At 57.9% G+C, this 18025-nt stretch carries 13 protein-coding genes; 9 read left to right on the top strand and 4 right to left on the bottom strand.

Annotated features, from left to right (window positions below; translation table 11 throughout):
- Positions 1-131: 131 nt before the first annotated feature.
- The 3 genes from carA (at position 132) to greA (ending at position 5217) form a co-directional block, all read left to right on the top strand.
- The gene (carA, locus tag AC1RN6_RS03225) at positions 132-1295 is read left to right on the top strand and encodes a glutamine-hydrolyzing carbamoyl-phosphate synthase small subunit (protein ID WP_493002970.1); all 1164 of its coding nucleotides are present in this window, start codon (positions 132-134) and stop codon (positions 1293-1295) included.
- The gene (carB, locus tag AC1RN6_RS03220) at positions 1288-4521 is read left to right on the top strand and encodes a carbamoyl-phosphate synthase large subunit (protein WP_493002969.1); all 3234 of its coding nucleotides are present in this window, start codon (positions 1288-1290) and stop codon (positions 4519-4521) included. The genes carA and carB overlap by 8 nt, the downstream gene beginning before the upstream one ends.
- A gap of 213 nt (positions 4522-4734) precedes the next feature.
- Positions 4735-5217 (top strand): transcription elongation factor GreA, encoded by a 483-nt coding sequence (greA, locus tag AC1RN6_RS03215; protein ID WP_493002968.1) that lies wholly within the window; start codon positions 4735-4737, stop codon positions 5215-5217.
- 203 nt (positions 5218-5420) lie between these two features.
- On the opposite strand, the gene AC1RN6_RS03210 is transcribed toward greA, so the two are convergent.
- Positions 5421-5885: a YhbY family RNA-binding protein gene (locus AC1RN6_RS03210; protein ID WP_007880202.1), complete on the bottom strand. Its 465-nt coding sequence runs from the start codon at positions 5883-5885 to the stop codon at positions 5421-5423.
- A 95-nt stretch (positions 5886-5980) separates the two neighbouring features.
- On the opposite strand from AC1RN6_RS03210, the gene AC1RN6_RS03205 reads away from it, so the two are divergent.
- The 5 genes from AC1RN6_RS03205 (at position 5981) to phoB (ending at position 11991) form a co-directional block, all read left to right on the top strand.
- Positions 5981-6625 (top strand): RlmE family RNA methyltransferase, encoded by a 645-nt coding sequence (locus tag AC1RN6_RS03205; protein ID WP_050475687.1) that lies wholly within the window; start codon positions 5981-5983, stop codon positions 6623-6625.
- A gap of 281 nt (positions 6626-6906) precedes the next feature.
- Positions 6907-8790: an ATP-dependent zinc metalloprotease FtsH gene (ftsH, locus tag AC1RN6_RS03200; RefSeq protein WP_493002967.1), complete on the top strand. Its 1884-nt coding sequence runs from the start codon at positions 6907-6909 to the stop codon at positions 8788-8790.
- Positions 8791-8970: 180 nt separating this feature from the next.
- The gene (folP, locus tag AC1RN6_RS03195) at positions 8971-9828 is read left to right on the top strand and encodes a dihydropteroate synthase (protein WP_493002966.1); all 858 of its coding nucleotides are present in this window, start codon (positions 8971-8973) and stop codon (positions 9826-9828) included.
- A gap of 44 nt (positions 9829-9872) precedes the next feature.
- Entirely contained in the window at positions 9873-11210 is a 1338-nt protein-coding gene (gene glmM, locus AC1RN6_RS03190) for a phosphoglucosamine mutase (protein ID WP_493002965.1), read from the top strand.
- Between the two features lie 79 nt (positions 11211-11289).
- Positions 11290-11991: a phosphate regulon transcriptional regulator PhoB gene (phoB, locus tag AC1RN6_RS03185; RefSeq protein ID WP_493002964.1), complete on the top strand. Its 702-nt coding sequence runs from the start codon at positions 11290-11292 to the stop codon at positions 11989-11991.
- A gap of 93 nt (positions 11992-12084) precedes the next feature.
- Here phoB and AC1RN6_RS03180 read toward each other — a convergent pair whose 3' ends face one another.
- Positions 12085-13374: a cytochrome c gene (locus tag AC1RN6_RS03180; RefSeq protein ID WP_493002963.1), complete on the bottom strand. Its 1290-nt coding sequence runs from the start codon at positions 13372-13374 to the stop codon at positions 12085-12087.
- A gap of 10 nt (positions 13375-13384) precedes the next feature.
- Positions 13385-14107 (bottom strand): c-type cytochrome, encoded by a 723-nt coding sequence (locus tag AC1RN6_RS03175; protein ID WP_493002961.1) that lies wholly within the window; start codon positions 14105-14107, stop codon positions 13385-13387.
- A gap of 183 nt (positions 14108-14290) precedes the next feature.
- On the opposite strand from AC1RN6_RS03175, the gene AC1RN6_RS03170 reads away from it, so the two are divergent.
- A complete protein-coding gene (locus AC1RN6_RS03170) occupies positions 14291-14860 on the top strand; it encodes a sigma-70 family RNA polymerase sigma factor (RefSeq protein WP_493002960.1) in 570 nt (189 codons plus the stop codon).
- 450 nt (positions 14861-15310) lie between these two features.
- Here AC1RN6_RS03170 and AC1RN6_RS03165 read toward each other — a convergent pair whose 3' ends face one another.
- Complete coding sequence (locus AC1RN6_RS03165; RefSeq protein ID WP_493002958.1) at positions 15311-17743, bottom strand: penicillin-binding protein 1A; 2433 nt, start codon at positions 17741-17743, stop codon at positions 15311-15313.
- Positions 17744-18025: the final 282 nt, after the last annotated feature.

Genomic DNA, 18025 nt, shown 5'->3' with positions numbered 1-18025 from the left:
CCAAACAACCACCCCACGTGCATCAAAACGGGGCGTTTGCGCCGATTGCCTTGGGTACTGAGAATTGAGTGCAGAGTCTCAGCAGCACGATCTGGTCAGGCCAGCGGCGGTAACAATCTCAGGAGTTACCCTTGCTGCCTCTTCTTTCTGGCCCTACCGTTCCGGCCATCCTCGCGCTAGCAGACGGGTCCGTTTTTCTTGGTGTTTCCATCGGCGCTGCCGGTAACACGACTGGTGAAGTCGTTTTCAACACCGCCATGACCGGCTACCAGGAAATTCTGACCGATCCCAGCTACAGCCGCCAGATCGTCACACTGACTTACCCGCATATCGGCAACACCGGCGTCAATTCCGAAGACGTTGAAGCAGCGCAGATCCACGCTGCCGGCCTGATCATCAAAGATCTGCCGCGTCTGACCTCCAATTTCCGCACCAAGCAAACACTGACCGAATACCTGCAAGCCAGCAACATTGTGGCCATTGCCGATATCGACACGCGCAAGCTGACCCGCATCCTGCGCGAGAAGGGAGCCCAAAGCGGCGCCATCGTCGCCGGCGAAATGAATATCGAAGCGGCAACCGCCAAGGCGCTGGAACTGGCGCGCGGTTTCCCGGGACTGGCCGGCATGGATCTGGCCAAGGTCGTGTCGACCAAGCAAGCCTACAACTGGACCGAGACCGAGTGGAAACTGGGTCGCGGCTATGGTCAGCAAATTACACCGAAATTCCACGTGGTCGCGTTCGACTATGGCGTCAAGTACAACATCCTGCGCATGCTGGCTGAGCGTGGCTGTAAAGTCACCGTGCTTCCGGCGCAGGCAACTGCCGCTGAAGCACTGGCTCTGAATCCGGACGGCATCTTCCTGTCGAATGGCCCCGGCGATCCGGAGCCATGCGATTACGCGATTGCTGCTTCCAAGGAACTGATCGAGCGAGGCATCCCGACTTTCGGCATCTGCCTCGGCCACCAGATCATGGCGCTGGCTTCCGGCGCCAAGACGCTGAAGATGAAATTCGGCCACCACGGCGCGAACCATCCGGTGCAGGATTTGGATACCAAGCAAGTGCTGATCACTTCGCAAAACCACGGTTTTGCCGTGGATGCCGCGACACTGCCGGCCAACTGCCGCGTCACGCACGTGTCGCTGTTCGATGGCTCGCTGCAAGGATTTGCCCGTACCGATAAGCCTGCGTTCTGCTTCCAGGGCCACCCCGAAGCATCGCCCGGGCCGCATGACATCGCCCCCCTGTTCGATAAATTTGTGGCGATGATGGAGAAAAAGAAACATGCCTAAGCGTAACGACATTAAAAGCATCCTGATCATCGGCGCTGGTCCGATCATCATCGGTCAGGCCTGCGAATTCGACTATTCCGGTGCGCAAGCCTGTAAGGCGCTGCGTGAAGAAGGCTACAAAGTCATTCTGGTCAACAGCAACCCTGCGACCATCATGACCGACCCTGAAATGGCGGACGTCACCTACATCGAGCCGATTACCTGGCAAGTGGTGGAACGCATCATCGCCAAGGAAAAGCCGGACGCGATCCTGCCGACCATGGGCGGCCAGACTGCGCTGAACTGCGCGCTGGACCTGCACCGCAACGGCGTACTCGAAAAATACGGCTGCGAACTGATCGGCGCCTCGCCGGAAGCCATCGACAAGGCTGAAGACCGTTCCAAGTTCAAGGATGCCATGACCAAGATCGGTCTGGGCTCCGCGCGCTCGGGCGTGTCGCACACCCTGGAAGAATCGTGGGCAGTGCAAAAGGAACTGGGCTTCCCGGTCATCATCCGTCCTTCGTTCACCATGGGCGGCACCGGCGGCGGCATCGCCTACAACGCCGAAGAATTCGAAACCATTTGCAAACGCGGCCTGGAAGCTTCGCCGACCACCGAACTGCTGATTGAAGAATCGCTGATCGGCTGGAAAGAGTATGAGATGGAAGTCGTGCGCGACAAGGCCGACAACTGCATCATCGTCTGCTCGATCGAAAACCTGGATCCGATGGGCGTGCATACCGGCGACTCCATCACCGTCGCACCGGCGCAAACGCTGACCGACAAGGAATACCAGATCATGCGTAACGCCTCGCTGGCGGTGCTGCGTGAAATCGGCGTCGACACCGGCGGCTCCAACGTGCAGTTCTCGGTCAATCCGGCCGACGGCCGCATGATCGTCATCGAAATGAATCCTCGCGTCTCTCGTTCGTCCGCACTGGCATCGAAGGCGACCGGTTTCCCGATCGCCAAGATCGCTGCCAAGCTGGCAGTCGGTTTTACACTGGACGAACTGCGTAACGAAATCACCGGCGGCGCGACCCCGGCTTCGTTCGAACCGTCGATCGACTACGTCGTCACCAAGATTCCGCGTTTTGCGTTTGAAAAATTCCCGCAAGCCGACAATCATCTGACCACGCAAATGAAGTCGGTCGGTGAAGTCATGGCGATCGGCCGCACCTTCCAGGAATCCTTCCAGAAAGCGCTGCGCGGCCTGGAAGTAGGCGTCGACGGCATGAATGAAAAGACTACCGACCACGAAACCATCAAGGAAGAACTGGGCGAGCCTGGTCCTGACCGTATCTGGTACGTGGGCGACGCGTTCGCACAAGGTTTCACGCTGGAAGAAGTGCACGGCCTGACGCACATCGATCCGTGGTTCCTGTCGCAAATCAAGGAAATCGTCGACATCGAACTGTGGCTGGAAAACGGCCAGACGCTGGAAGGTCTGGACAAGGCGACCTTGTACAAGCTGAAGCAAAAGGGTTTTGCCGACCGTCGTCTGGCCAAGCTGCTGAAGGTCACCGACACCGCCGTGCGCGAGAAGCGCCATGCGCTGAACATTCGTCCGGTCTACAAGCGCGTCGACACCTGTGCGGGCGAGTTTTCGACCAACACGGCTTACATGTACTCGACGTATGAAGAAGAGTGCGAGTCGAAGCCGACCGACAAGAAGAAGATCATGGTGCTGGGCGGCGGTCCTAACCGCATCGGCCAGGGTATCGAATTCGACTATTGCTGCGTGCACGCAGCGCTGGCAATGCGCGAAGACGGTTACGAAACCATCATGGTCAACTGCAATCCGGAAACCGTGTCGACCGACTACGATACCTCCGACCGTCTGTATTTCGAATCGCTGACGCTGGAAGACGTGCTGGAAATCGTCGCGCTGGAGAAACCATACGGCGTGATCGTGCAGTACGGCGGCCAGACGCCGCTGAAGCTGGCGCTGGATCTGGAAGCCAACGGCGTGCCTATCGTCGGTACTTCGCCTGACATGATCGATGCCGCAGAAGACCGCGAACGTTTCCAAAAGCTGCTGCACGACCTGGGTCTGCGTCAACCGCCGAACCGTACCGCGCGTACCGAAGCCGACGCATTGCGTCTGGCGCAGGAAATCGGTTATCCGCTGGTGGTGCGTCCTTCCTACGTGCTGGGTGGCCGCGCGATGGAAATCGTCCACGAACAACGCGACCTCGAGCGCTACATGCGTGAAGCCGTCAAGGTTTCGCATGACTCGCCGGTATTGCTGGACCGCTTCCTGAACGACGCGATCGAAGTCGACGTCGACTGCCTGTCGGACGGCGAGCGCACCTTCATCGGCGGCGTGATGGAACACATCGAACAAGCCGGCGTGCACTCGGGCGATTCCGCCTGCTCGCTGCCGCCTTACTCGCTGGCGAAGGAAACCATCGACGAACTGAAGCGCCAGACTGCGCTGATGGCCAAGGGACTGAACGTGGTCGGCCTGATGAACGTGCAGTTCGCGATCCAGCAAACCGAAGTTGACGGCAAGCTGCAAGACGTCGTCTTCGTGCTGGAAGTGAACCCACGTGCATCGCGCACCGTGCCGTTCGTTTCCAAGGCAACCGGTCTGCAACTGGCGAAGATCGCCGCACGCTGCATGGTCGGCCAGTCGCTGGACAGCCAGGGCATCAAGAACGAAGTGATCCCGCCATACTTCAGCGTCAAGGAAGCCGTGTTCCCGTTCGTGAAATTCCCGGGCGTCGACACCATTCTCGGACCTGAGATGAAATCGACCGGTGAAGTCATGGGCGTGGGCAAGACTTTCGGCGAAGCTTTCGTCAAGTCGCAACTGGGCGCCGGCGTCAAGCTGCCAACATCAGGCAAGGTGTTTCTGAGCGTCAAGGGCAGCGACAAGCCGCGTGCGGTGCAAGTGGCGAAGGATCTGGTCGGCCTCGGTTTCTCCATCGTCGCCACCAAGGGCACGGCTGCCGCCGTCAGCGCTGCGGGCATTCCTGTCGCGACCGTGAACAAGGTTGTGGAAGGTCGTCCGCACATCGTCGACATGATCAAGAACAACGAAATCACACTCGTGGTCAACACGGTCGAAGAGAAGCGCACGGCGATTGCCGACTCCGGCGCGATCCGTACTTCAGCCTTGGCAGCGCGCGTGACGACGTTCACAACCATTGCCGGTGCAGAGGCTGCGGTAGAGGGCATGCGTCACCTGAATGCGCTGGATGTGTATGATTTACAAGGGCTGCATAAAGCTATACACTAAACCCACATACACGTTTTATTGCTAGTCACAGAGGGCATCTGAGTATTCGATGCCCTCTGTGTCTTTTTTAACGGCAAACTCTGTATTTGCCCGTCAGGGCTGTTGCAAAATTGATCTCGCACCGCATCGTGTTTCATGCGCGCTTAGTTTGATTTTGCAACAGCCTCCAGGGCAAGTCATACAAAAGTGCCTCATTTTTTTGTTGAGAGTTTTATGAGTACAGTTCCTATCACCAAGTACGGTGCAGAGCTTCTGAAGGAAGAGTTGCAACGCTTGAAGTCCAAAGAGCGTCCAGCGGTCATCAACGCGATTGCTGAAGCGCGCGCGCAAGGCGATTTGTCGGAAAACGCTGAATACGATGCCGCCAAGGAACGCCAGGCTTTCATCGAAGGCCGCATTGCAGATCTGGAAGGCAAGCTGGGCTCGTCGCTGGTCGTCGATCCTGCAACATTGAGCGCAGGCGCAGATGGCCGCGTGGTGTTTGCCGCCACGGTCGATCTGGAAAATCTGGATAGCGGTGAGAAAGTCACCTATCAGATCGTCGGCATCGACGAAGCAGACATCAAGGAATCCAAGGTTTCCGTGACCTCGCCGATCGCACGTGCAATGATCGGCAAGAGCGCCGGCGACGTGGTTGCTGTTGAGGCGCCGTCCGGTGTGCGCGAGTATGAAATTCTGGAAGTGCGCTACGTCTAAGTCGTAGCGTAAAGGCCGGCGCAGGTGCTGTTGATGACAAGCTGTAAATAATTTACAGCACTGCGATGGTGAAAAAATGCCCGCTGAAGCGGGCATTTTTTCTTGCTGGATTCCGACTTAAATCCAATTCGAATCCGATATGGATTTCAGCCGAAAGGGATGGCGGTCTCCACGGATCATGGTGAGCATCGCGGATAACAGCATCAACCCATGGATTTCTTGGCGCTTTTCTGACGTGGCTTGGCGCGCTTGATCGAGCCGCCCGCAGTAACGCGTTCGTTGCCCTTGAGCATGACCTTGGTGACCGATGGCCGCTTGGTGCCGCTGGCGCTAGGCTTGACGATGGTGACTTCGCGCATGCCCTTGCCGCGTGTTTCGCTGCGTTCTTTTGCGGCTTCCTTCTTGGGGCGGAAGATCACCAGCAATTTGCCGATGTGCTGCACCGGCGCTGCCTTGAGTTGTTCGCAGATGGTGTCGTAGATGGCGACGCGCGCTTCGCGGTCATCGCCGAACACGCGAACCTTGATCAGGCCGTGGGCGTTCAGGCTGGCATCGATTTCTTTGGTGACGCCGGCGGTCAGGCCGCCTTCGCCGATAATCACGACAGGGCTCAGGCCATGCGCTTCGGCGCGCAATTCACTGCGCTCTGCAGGAGTAAGTTTCAACATAGTTTGTTTCCGGTGGGCGAGCGGCTTGGCGCCTGAGGCCAGTTAAACCGGCCCGAACTCTGTCCCTCAATATTTAAAACCAGTATTCTACGCGAATGGCAAAGAACAAATTAAACAAAAACTGGCTGCATGATCACATTAACGACCCGTATGTGAAGCTTGCGCAGAAGGAAGGCTATCGCGCACGCGCGGCCTACAAGCTCAAGGAAATCGACGAAGATGAGAAGCTGATCAAGCCCGGCCAGGTCATCGTCGACCTTGGTTCGACGCCCGGCAGCTGGTCGCAGTACGCCCGCAACAAGCTGGCAGGGCTGGAGGGCGGAGGCATTCGCGGCACCATTATCGGTCTGGACATGCTGCCGATGGATCCGATCGCCGACGTTCATTTCATTCAGGGTGATTTCCGCGAAGAGGATTCCTTGCGCCAGCTGGAGGCCATTCTCGACGGGCGCCAGGTTGATCTGGTGCTGTCGGACATGGCGCCGAACCTGTCCGGCGTGGCAATTGCCGATGCGGCCCGGGTGGAGCATCTTATCGATCTGGCAATTGAATTCGCCCAGGCGCATATGAAACCAACCGGATCTGTGCTGGTGAAATGCTTCAACGGCACGGGTTACAACGAACTGGTGCACAAATTCCGTGCTGAATTCAAAACCGTCACATCGAAAAAGCCTAAAGCCAGCCGCGATAAATCGTCGGAAATTTTCCTTTTGGGCAAGGTTTTGAAAAATCCCCAATAAATCCGCCGACAATCTTGCATTTCGACCATTTTTCTTCTTGATTTCATCGATTCCGGCCACACATCCACTGCTGGAAGCTTTCGTTTTCTGTCCCTTGATGTGGTTTTTGCGGCGATTTGGAGATGTTTCTGCCTTCGCCCGCGATTCAAGTTTGCGCGCTGGTCTGCCGTAGTCAATTTACGTCAGCCAGGGATGGACGGTTTCCTAGTAAGCGCAGATGAATCCGAGTAAAATCGGATATATACAAGGTAATGAGGCGCGCTCGCGTCGGAGGAGTTCTAGTGAACAACATGTTTTCCAAAGCCGCCATCTGGGTGGTGATCGCCCTGGTGCTGTTTATGGTCTTTAAACAGTTCGATAGCCGCAGCCTGGCGTCGGGCGCTACACCGATCGCATACTCCGACTTCATCAGCGAAGTAAAAGCCGGCCACATCAAAGATGCCACCATCGAAGACCGCAGCATCGTCGCTACTACGCAAGACGGTAAAAAGGTCAAGACCGCCGCGACCTATCTGGACCGCGGCCTGGTCGGCGATCTGCTGAACAACGGCGTCAAGTTCGACGTCAAGCAACCTGAAGAGCAATCCTTCCTGTCGCAAGTCTTCATCTCCTGGTTCCCGATGCTGTTGCTGATCGGCGTCTGGGTATTCTTCATGCGCCAGATGCAGGGCGGCGGCAAAGGCGGCGCGTTCTCCTTCGGCAAATCGAAGGCACGCATGCTTGACGAGAACAGCAACTCCGTCACTTTCGCCGACGTCGCCGGTTGCGATGAAGCTAAAGAAGAAGTGCAGGAACTGGTCGAATTCCTGCGCGACCCAACCAAATTCCAGAAACTCGGCGGACGCATTCCTCACGGCGTGCTGATGGTCGGTCCTCCAGGTACCGGTAAAACATTGCTGGCGCGTGCGATTGCAGGCGAAGCGAAGGTTCCGTTCTTCACCATTTCCGGTTCGGACTTCGTTGAAATGTTTGTCGGTGTGGGTGCATCGCGCGTTCGCGACATGTTCGAAAACGCCAAGAAGCACGCACCATGCATCATCTTCATCGACGAAATCGATGCCGTCGGCCGCCATCGCGGCGCCGGCATGGGCGGTGGTAATGATGAACGTGAACAGACTCTGAACCAGATGCTGGTCGAGATGGACGGTTTTGAAGCCAACTCCGGCGTCATCGTGATCGCTGCAACTAACCGTGCCGACGTGCTGGACAAAGCGTTGCTGCGTCCGGGCCGTTTCGACCGTCAGGTCATGGTCGGTCTGCCGGATATTCGCGGCCGCGAACAGATCCTCTACGTCCACATGCGCAAGGTGCCTATCGCTCCTGACGTCAAAGCTGACATCCTGGCACGCGGCACTCCAGGTTTCTCCGGCGCCGATCTGGCCAACCTGGTCAACGAAGCCGCACTGTTCGCCGCACGCCGCAGCAAGCGTCTGGTCGAAATGCAGGACTTCGAAGATGCGAAGGACAAGATCGTCATGGGGCCGGAACGCAAGTCCGCCGTGATGCGCGAAGAAGAACGCCGCAACACTGCTTACCATGAGTCCGGTCATGCTGTTGTCGCCAAACTGCTGCCGAAGGCCGATCCTGTCCACAAGGTCACCATCATGCCGCGTGGCTATGCACTGGGCCTGACATGGCAGTTGCCCGAGCATGACCGCGTCAACATGTACAAGGACAAGATGCTGGAAGAGATCGCGATCCTGTTCGGCGGCCGTATTGCGGAAGAAATCTTCATGCACCAGATGTCGACCGGCGCTTCCAACGACTTTGAACGCGCAACCAAGCTGGCGCGCGCCATGGTGACGCGCTACGGCATGTCCGAAGCGCTCGGCACCATGGTCTATGAAGACACCGAGCAAGATGCCTATTTCGGTCGCATGTCGTCGAAGACCGTGTCCGAAGCGACGCAGCAAAAGGTCGATGCTGAAATCCGCAGCATCCTTGACACGCAATACGCGCTGTCGCGTCGTCTGCTGGAAGAGAATCGCGATAAGGTAGAAGTCATGGCACAGAAGCTGCTCGACTGGGAAACCATTGACGCCGACCAGATCAACGACATCATGGCGGGCAACGAACCGCGTTTGCCGAAGTATGGTGTGCCGGTCAAGAAATCTTCCGACAATACGCCAGGCGATATTTCGCCGACCGCGACTGCTCCTGCCTGATCGGGGGATCCGAAGCGTAGCTGGTCTGAGGGTGAGGAGTGATCCTCGCCCTTTTTCTTTGGGTATGGGCTCTTGCAGGATGTGCGGAGTAGTCTGAACGTCAGGTCGGCCCGGCCGGATCATTCGGCAACTTCGCCGGCAATGCTGAAACACCCAGAGCTTGAACATCGAAGCAACTGAATGAGCCAACAATATCTACAATGCGGGCGTTATCGCCTTCCTGTCACACCGGGGCGCAGGCCGCTGGTGATGGGTATCCTCAACGTCACTCCTGATTCATTTTCCGACGGCGGCAATTACCACGCGCTGGAATTCGCCATCTCGCGCGCCGAGCAGATGATTGCCTATGGTGTCGACATCATCGATATCGGCGGCGAATCGACCCGGCCGGGTATTCCACCGGTCCCGCTGGATGAAGAACTCAAGCGTGTGATGCCGCTGATCTATGCCTTGCGCGATTGCGGCAAACCTTTATCCATAGACACCTACAAGCCAGAAGTCATGCGCGAGGCGCTGATCGCCGACGCCGACATGATCAACGACATCAATGGTTTTCGCGCGGCGGGAGCCATTGATGCAGTGAAGGACAGCACCGCCGGCTTGTGCATCATGCACATGCAGGGCGAGCCGCAAACCATGCAGCAGAAACCGATATACAAGGATGTGGTCGGAGAAGTGACAGCGTTTCTGCAAGAACGCGTGGAAGCGTTTAAGGCTGCTGGCGTTGATCACGATCGCTTATGTATAGACCCTGGATTTGGTTTCGGTAAGAGCGTCGAGCACAACTATGCTTTGCTCAGAAATACCCAAAAGCTGATCCAAGCCTTGGACCTGCCCCTGCTGGCAGGGATGTCGCGCAAGTCCATGATCGGCGCGATCACCGGTAAGCCGCTGGATCAACGCCTGGCCGGAAGTCTCGGTGCGGCCTTGGCAGCGGCGGCGCAAGGTGCGATGATTATCCGCGTGCACGATGTCGCGGAGACTGTCGACGCGCTCAATGTCTGGCATGCAGGCATGGTGGACGCGATCGGCATCTGATAATTATTTATAAAAAAGAATCTTCAAGAGGAAACACAGGAATCATGGCTGGAAAATATTTTGGCACCGATGGTGTGCGTGGACGTGTTGGCGTTGCTCCGATTACTCCTGATTTCGTCATGCGTCTTGGCTACGCTGCCGGTAAAGTGTTGACGAAGTCGTGGGCGTCTTCGGCCAAGCCGACGGTGCTGATCGGCAAGGACACACGTATTTCCGGCTACATGCTGGAAGCTGCGCTGGAGGCCGGCTTTGCCGCGGCAGGCGTGGATGTCATGCTGGCCGGTCCAATGCCGACGCCGGCGATCGCTTATCTCACTCGCGCATTACGCCTGTCGGCCGGCGTGGTGATTTCAGCTTCGCACAATCCTTATCATGACAACGGCATCAAGTTTTTTTCGGCATCCGGCAACAAATTGCCGGATGCAGTCGAAGCGGAAATCGAAGCCGCGCTTGATACGCCAATGAGCTGCGTATCATCCGAAAAGCTGGGCAAGGCCAAACGCCTTGACGATGCGCAAGGGCGTTACATCGAATTCTGTAAAGGCACCTTTCCCAACGACCTCGACCTGCACGGCATGCGCATCGTCGTCGATTGCGCGCATGGTGCGGCTTACAACATCGCACCGCACGTTTTCCACGAGCTGGGCGCCGAAGTCATCAACATCGGCAATCAACCCAACGGATTGAACATCAATGAAGGTTTTGGCGCCACGGCGCCGGAAGCCTTGTCCAAGTCGGTACGCGCCAATCACGCGCACGTCGGCATCGCACTCGACGGCGACGCCGATCGCCTGGTGATGGTGGATGCCGCCGGCCGCATCTACAACGGCGACGAACTGCTCTATGTAATGGTCAAGGACCGTCTTGCCACCGGACCGGTGCCGGGAGCGGTCGGTACGTTGATGACCAACATGGCGCTGGAAGTCGCCTTCAAGAAAATGGGAATCGGTTTTGCGCGGGCCAAGGTCGGCGACCGCTATGTGCTGGAAACCTTGCAGGAGCGCGGCTGGCTGCTCGGCGGCGAAGGCTCCGGTCATTTGCTGTGCCTCGACAAGCATACTACCGGCGACGGCATCGTTTCGGCGCTGCAGGTCATGTCGGCGCTCAAGCGCTCTGGACAAAGCCTTGCCGAGATGACCGCCGACATTCGCATGTATCCGCAGGTACTGATCAATGTGAAGATTCCTGCCGGCTTCGACTGGAAAACCAATCCCGGCATGCAGGCCGAAAAGGATGCGGTCGAGAAGGAGCTCGGCGACGCCGGCCGTGTTCTGATTCGTCCATCAGGCACCGAACCGCTGATCCGCGTCATGGTGGAGGCGCAGCAGGCAGAGACGGCCCAGGCGATGGCACAGCGGATTGCTGATAAAGTAGCGGCCTGAGAGCTTAAGGCAAGGCAGGACAGCGGCGAGCCGTTGTCCAGAACACATCGCCAATCATTACAAGTCAAAATAGCAGCGCATGTCAAAAGATCAGCCACACATCTTGTTAGTCGAGGACGAGCCGAGCATCGCCGAGTTACTGCGTTTTACGATGCAGGGCGCGGGTTTTGCGACGACCGTCGCCAGCGACGCGGCAGAAGCGCGCAAATTCATCGGGGCCGCTTTGCCGCAACTGGTGCTGCTGGATTGGATGCTGCCGGATACTTCCGGGCTGGCGTTGCTGAGTGAGTGGCGCAGGGACTCGCGCACTGCCGCTTTGCCGGTCATCATGCTGACCGCGAAAGGCATGGAAGAAGACAAAGTCAAAGGTCTGAACGAAGGCGCCGACGACTACGTCACCAAACCGTTTTCACCGAAGGAACTGGTGGCGCGCGTGCAGGCGCTGCTGCGCCGCAAGGCGCCGGAAGTCGGCCAGCAGAGCTTGTCTTACGGCTTGCTCGGCATCGATACCGAGCGTCATCGCGTGACGGTCGACAAGGACGAGATCGAACTGGACCAGGCGGAATTCAAGCTGTTGCGCTATCTGGTCGCGCATCCGGAACGGATTTTTTCACGCGCCCAGTTGCTGGATAAAGTCTGGGGCGATCACACCTTCATCGAAGAACGAACTGTCGACGTCCACATCATGCGCCTGCGTAAATCGCTGGGCGCTGCGGCCGATTACGTGAAAACGGTGCGCGGCATGGGCTACAAGCTGAGCATGGAAACCAAGAGCAGCTGACTTCCGCATCTGGCTTTTACATCCAACTCCTGCATCCGATGATCCGACGATTCGGCACTCGGCCGAATCTCCTCCGGGTCCCAATTTCAACAATCAATCCAGCGGAATCGAGCGGTAGCGATTCACCTCTTGTGGCGAGACGAAGCCGGCGCGATTCTCCCAGCTGTTCCGGATGTACGACACCACCGCAGCGACTTCCTGATCATTCAAGGCCTGACCGAAAGGCGGCATACCGTAGGGGCGCGGATTGCCGTCGGTCGACGGCGGGAAGCCGCCATTCAACACCATGCGGATCGGATTGACCGCAGAACCCATCGTTAATGCGCGATTGCCGCTCATCGGCGGATAAGCCGGCGGCATGCCCTGGCCGTTGGCTTTGTGGCATTCGGCGCATTGCTGCTCATAGATCTTGCTGCCGGTTTGCAGAATGCGATCGCCGGTCGCTTTGTCCGGCTGTGCCGTGTCCAGTGCTGGGGGCGGATCGTTTTGCGGCAAGGCTTTCAGATAGACCGCCATGGAACGAATGTCATTGTCGTTCAGATGTTGCAGGCTCTGGCTCACGACTTCCGCCATCGGACCGAACACGGTGCTGCGTGGCGATACACCCGTTTTCAGCAGCGCGGCGATGTGTTCCGTTTCCCATTTTCCCAGTCCGGCCTCCGCATCCGAAGTCAGGGAAGGCGCATACCAGTTCATGATCGGGATCAGGCCGCCGGCCAGATCCGATTTGTCGACTGTCGCGCCGAATGCGTTACGGGTCGTGTGGCAGGCGCTGCAATGCCCAAGTCCCTGCACGAGGTAAGCGCCACGATTCCATTCCACCGATTGCTTATCGTCCGGCGCATAAGACCCGGGCGTGAAGTACAACGCGCGCCATCCGGCCAGCAGAATGCGATAGTTGTAGGGGAAGCGCAGCGCATGTTCCTGATTGGTCTGGCGCACCGGCTTGACGGTTTGCAGATAGGCGAACAGGGCGTCGGCATCTTCACGCGTGACTTTGGTGTAGTTCGGATAAGGGAATGCCGGATAGAGGAAGCTGCCGTCTTTCGATTTGCCGTGATGCAGCGCGCGCCAGAAATCTTTGGCATTCCAGCTGCCCAGGCCGGTTTCCTTGTCGGCGGTGATGTTGGGGGCGTATAGCGTGCCGAACGGTGTCGGAATGGCGCGTCCACCGGCGTAAGGTTGACCGCCGCGCGCCGTGTGGCAAGCCATGCAGTCGCCGGCGCGGGCCAGGTAGGTGCCGCGGACGACTTGCTGCTCGGGATTGTTCGGTGCGGACGATTGCGCAGGTACGTTGTCTTCATGATCGATAAATTGCATGCCGACCATGACGGCGGGAACGGCGATGATCAGCAGGAGGAGGGCCAGCAAGATGCGTTTCATGAACGGCCCCTTATTCTGTGACGCTGCCGCAAGCCAGCGGCAGCCTGACGGTCGTGGCCGGAGCCGGGACTGCACCTTCCGGTACGGTCTGGGCGGCGAGCCAACTGCTGGCGGCGTTGATGTCTTCCAGCGTCAGCTTTTGCGTGATCTGGGCCATGCAGTCTGGGGATTTTGCTTTGCGCACGCCGTTTCTCCAGGCGCCGAACTGCGAATTGATATAGTCGCGCGGCAAACCGATCAGGCCCGGGACGGCAGGTGCGACACCGGTCAGCGCCTGGCCGTGGCAGGCGATGCACGCCGGCACCTTCTTGCTGCTGTCGCCGTTCATGACCAGATTGCGGCCACGTTCCAGCACGGCTGGCGTCGCGTCACTCGGTTGCGGCGCGGGGTAGGGCGGATGCTGTTCGGAAAAGTACTTGGCGATCTCGTGCAGATAGGCGTCTGACAGGTGATCCAGCAGGTAAGTCATCAGCGGATACTGCCGGCGGCCGTCACGGAAATTGGTGAGCTGGTTGAACAGATAGCCTTCCGGCTTGCCTGCAATGCGCGGATAAAAGCCGTCGCTGGAAGCGCGGCCTTCCTTGCCGTGGCAGGCCGTGCAGGCGACGACACGCTGGGCGATCGTATCCGGCAATGTTTGCTGCGATTGGGCGTGCGCAGTGGGTAACAGGCAGGTCATCAGCAGCGCGCACAATGTCAGAGCGCAACGGCTGGCGGATAGCAGGGAAGACATAAGGCTGGCCATATAAATAGTCGTTTTAAGTTATATGCGGCGAGCTGATCGGGTAACCGATTGCATTGTATAAGAGCAGGCGTTTATCATGCCCACACACGAACAGCGCGAAAATCCAAGTACAGTAGCGTTTTTATCGTGTTTATTGCCGTACAGATCAATTTCAGAAGACAGACGAATCCCATGACCGACAAGTCGTTTGAACAGTCCGTGATTGCCGAGCGTAGCATGCTGGTCAAGTTTGCGCGGCTCCATGTGCAGGAAGATGCAGCCGAAGATGTGGCGCAGGAAACCTTGCTGGCGGCATTGCAGAACCCTGCCGGTTTCTCGGGGAAATCGTCGCTGCGCACGTGGCTGGTCGGTATCCTCAAGCACAAGATCGTCGATCTGATCCGCAAGGAAAAGAAATACGTTCAGGTCACGCAGGAAGAAACCGGCGATCCGACCGACTTCGATGTCCTCTTCGATGAGACCGGGCATTGGGCCGAGGCCCCCGCTGATTGGGGCAATCCGGCAGAAACTCTGCAACAGTCGCAGTTCTTCGACATCATGGATTTTTGCGTGAACAAACTCACGCCTGTCATGGCGCGGGTGTTTTCCATGCGCGAGCTGTTTGAGTTTGAGATTGCCGAGATCTGCAAAGAACTCAAGATCACCACCAGCAATTGCAGCGTGCTGCTCTATCGCGCACGCATGCAACTGCGCCTGTGCCTTGACCAGAACTGGTTTGAGGGCCGCACCAGCCGCGCGTGATTCTGCCCGCGCTCCTTTCCATACCTGCCCACACCCGCTACAATAGCGCCCACGCCCCCGTAGCTCAGTGGATAGAGCGATCCCCTCCTGAATGAATTGGGCACCGGCGTCCGAAAGGCGCCGTGTGAATGGAGTCAAATTCGGTGAACCCTGACAGCGCTTGCGATGTTGATGTTGCAAACGGCTGCTGGCAATACCGAGCCAAGCCGCACCGGGTTGTTATCGTGCGGAAGGTGTAGAGACTAGACGGCTCCGGCCTGCGGACTGCAAGTCCATGGCCAAGGTATAGTCCAGACCACAAACAAGTTACTTGGTGGCGAAAGCCATGGTGGTACGAAGGGATAGGTCACACGTTCGATCCGTGTCGGGGGCGCCAGACAAGAGGGACAAAAAAAAGCGCAGAAGATATTGTCTTCTGCGCTTTTTCTTTTTTGCGATCCGATCAGGGGGTCAATGACCCTGATAGATTTTGTCCCGGTCGACCTGTGCAGGCGCCGACGCCGGTGCACCAGTCGAGCCCGACGGTGGTGCTGGTGTTTCCGAATTCGGATTCTTCGACCAGCCGAAGAAGTTGGACAAGGCATCGACTACTCCGCCGCCTTCCGTACCCAGCGAAGCGACGAAGCCATCACCCGGTGCGAAATTGTCGTAGTAAGGCTCGTTGTCGACAAACCTGACGCCCGCCGGTGCAGGCATATCGAATTGCGGCACGCCCTTGAGCGCCACACCCATGTAATCCACCCAGATCGGCAAGGCCAGCTGCGCGCCGAATTCCTTGCTGCCCAGTGTCTTGGGCTGGTCGTAACCCATCCACACGACTGTCGTCAGCGTGCGTTGATAACCGGCAAACCATCCATCCATCGCATCATTGGTAGTGCCGGTCTTGCCTGCCAGGTCAGTGCGCTTGAGCGTGTTGCTGCGCGCGCCGGTGCCGCGTTGGGCGACCGATTGCAGCAGGCTCGTCATGACGTAGGCGTTGCGCTCGTCAATCGCGCGCGGCGCGTTGTTGCCGACGATCAGCGGATCCGCTTTGGACAAGACCTTGCCACGTGCATCGGCGATTTGCGTGATCAGGTAAGGATTGATCTTGTAGCCGCCGTTGGCGAAGATCGCGTAGGCAGATGCCAGTTGCAGCGGCGTGGTCTGACCTGCGCCAAGGGCCATCGGCAGGTAAGGCGGCACCTTGTCGACGTCGAAACCGAAATGGCTGGTGATGAAGTCTTGCGCGTACTTCACGCCGATGGCGTCGAGCGTACGGATCGCAACCAGGTTGACCGATTTTTGCAAGGCGGTACGCATCGACATCGGGCCGGCCGGCGGATCATCATCCTTCGGTTCCCAGTTCGGCTGACCATTGCCGGCAGGGTAGGACACCGGCGCGTCGTTGATGATACTGGCCGGGCCAAAACCTTTTTCCAGCGCAGCCGAATAGATGAATGGCTTGAATGTCGAACCCGGCTGGCGCCATGCCTGCGTCACATGGTTGAAGTTGTTTTGCGTGAAGTCGAAGCCGCCCACCAGCGCGCGGATCGCGCCGTTCTGCGGCGTCACCGATACCAGCGTGGCTTCCACTTCCGGCAACTGCACGATCTGCCAGGTTTTCTTGGCGTCCTGCATGACGCGGATCACTGCGCCCGGTGCGATGCGGATTTCCTTCTTGGCCTTCGGACCCAGCGCCGCGGCAACGAACTTGAGCGTGTCGCCGCTCAGCGTGATCTTGTCGCCGCTGCGGATCACGGCCTGGATTTGCTTCGGGTCGGCCGATATCACCACTGCTGCCAGGATGTCGTCGTTGTCCGGGTGATCGTCCATGGCGTCGTCGATGGCTTGCGAACGATCGTCGTCGCCCGACGGCAGTTCAATCGTTTCTTCCGGGCCGCGATAGCCGTGGCGACGGTCGTAGTCCATCACGCCCTTGCGCACGGCGTCATAGGCGGCCTTTTGATCGGCGGCGTTGATGGTGGTGGTGACGGTGATGCCGTGCGTGTAGGTGTCTTCCTTGTATTGCGCATAGACCATCTGGCGCACCATTTCATTCACGTACTCGGCGTGAACGTTGTACTGGTTGCCGGGTGCGCGTACCTGGATGTCTTCTTTCACGGCGGCGTCATATTGCGCCTGCGTGATGTATTCCAGATCCAGCATGCGTTGCAGGATGTACTGCTGGCGGATATGGGCGCGCTTGGGGTTGACGATAGGGTTGTAGGCCGACGGTGCCTTTGGCAAACCGGCCAGCATCGCGGCCTGCGCCAGCGTGACGTCCTTGATGTCCTTGCCGAAATAGGTGCGCGCAGCAGCGGCAAAGCCGAAGGCGCGTTGGCCCAGATAGATCTGGTTCATGTACACCTCAAGGATCTGGTCCTTGCTCAGTGTCGCTTCGATCTTGTTGGCCAGCAGGACTTCGTACAATTTACGGGAGAAGGTCTTTTCCTTGGTCAGGAAAACATTGCGCGCCACTTGCATGGTGATGGTGCTGGCGCCCTGACTGGCGTGGCCTTTGATCAGGTCGGTCGCCAAAGCGCGCGCGATGCCGATATAGTCGATGCCGCCATGCTGATAGAAACGATAGTCTTCAATCGCCAGCACCGCGTTCTTCACGTTGGCGGGGATGGCGTCGAGCTTTACCAGGCTGCGCTTTTCTTCGCCGAATTCACCCAGCAGGACGTTGTCGGCGGAATAGATGCGCAGCGGGATCTTCGGACGATAGTCGGTGATGACATCCAGCGACGGCAGGCGCGGGTTGATGAAGATCAGCGCGTAGGCAATGATCAGCGCGCCAATGATCGCCAGCCCGAGGACGGTGAAGGCGAGGAATTTGGCGATGTTGGGATTCAGAAAACCGCGTTGACGGGAAAACTGGGGCAAACGAGAGTTAAAGCGCATGGTCATTGTTAGTGAAGGGCGTGCCGTATCTTACAACATGGGGTGGGCCGGACTGCCGTTCTGAGGCCAAACCGGGCGGTGATTATGTTTCCAAATGTATGTGGAAGATTGCATTGCGCCGATTTTGGTGCAGGAACATGTCAAAAACATATCGTTTGTTGTTATCCGGTAATGATCGTTGTTGCGCTGCGGTGTTACGAGAGGAAGATCGTGCGCAGATCGACGTTAGATTCACCAAGCCCGCGCGCAATCGGTACAATGCGGTCTTTCTTCTTAATTCAG

Source organism: Herbaspirillum sp. GW822-FHT03A08 (genome assembly GCF_058801885.1).
The sequence above is the reverse complement of the archived record's forward strand: the minus strand, read 5'-3'. Positions and strand labels throughout refer to the sequence as shown.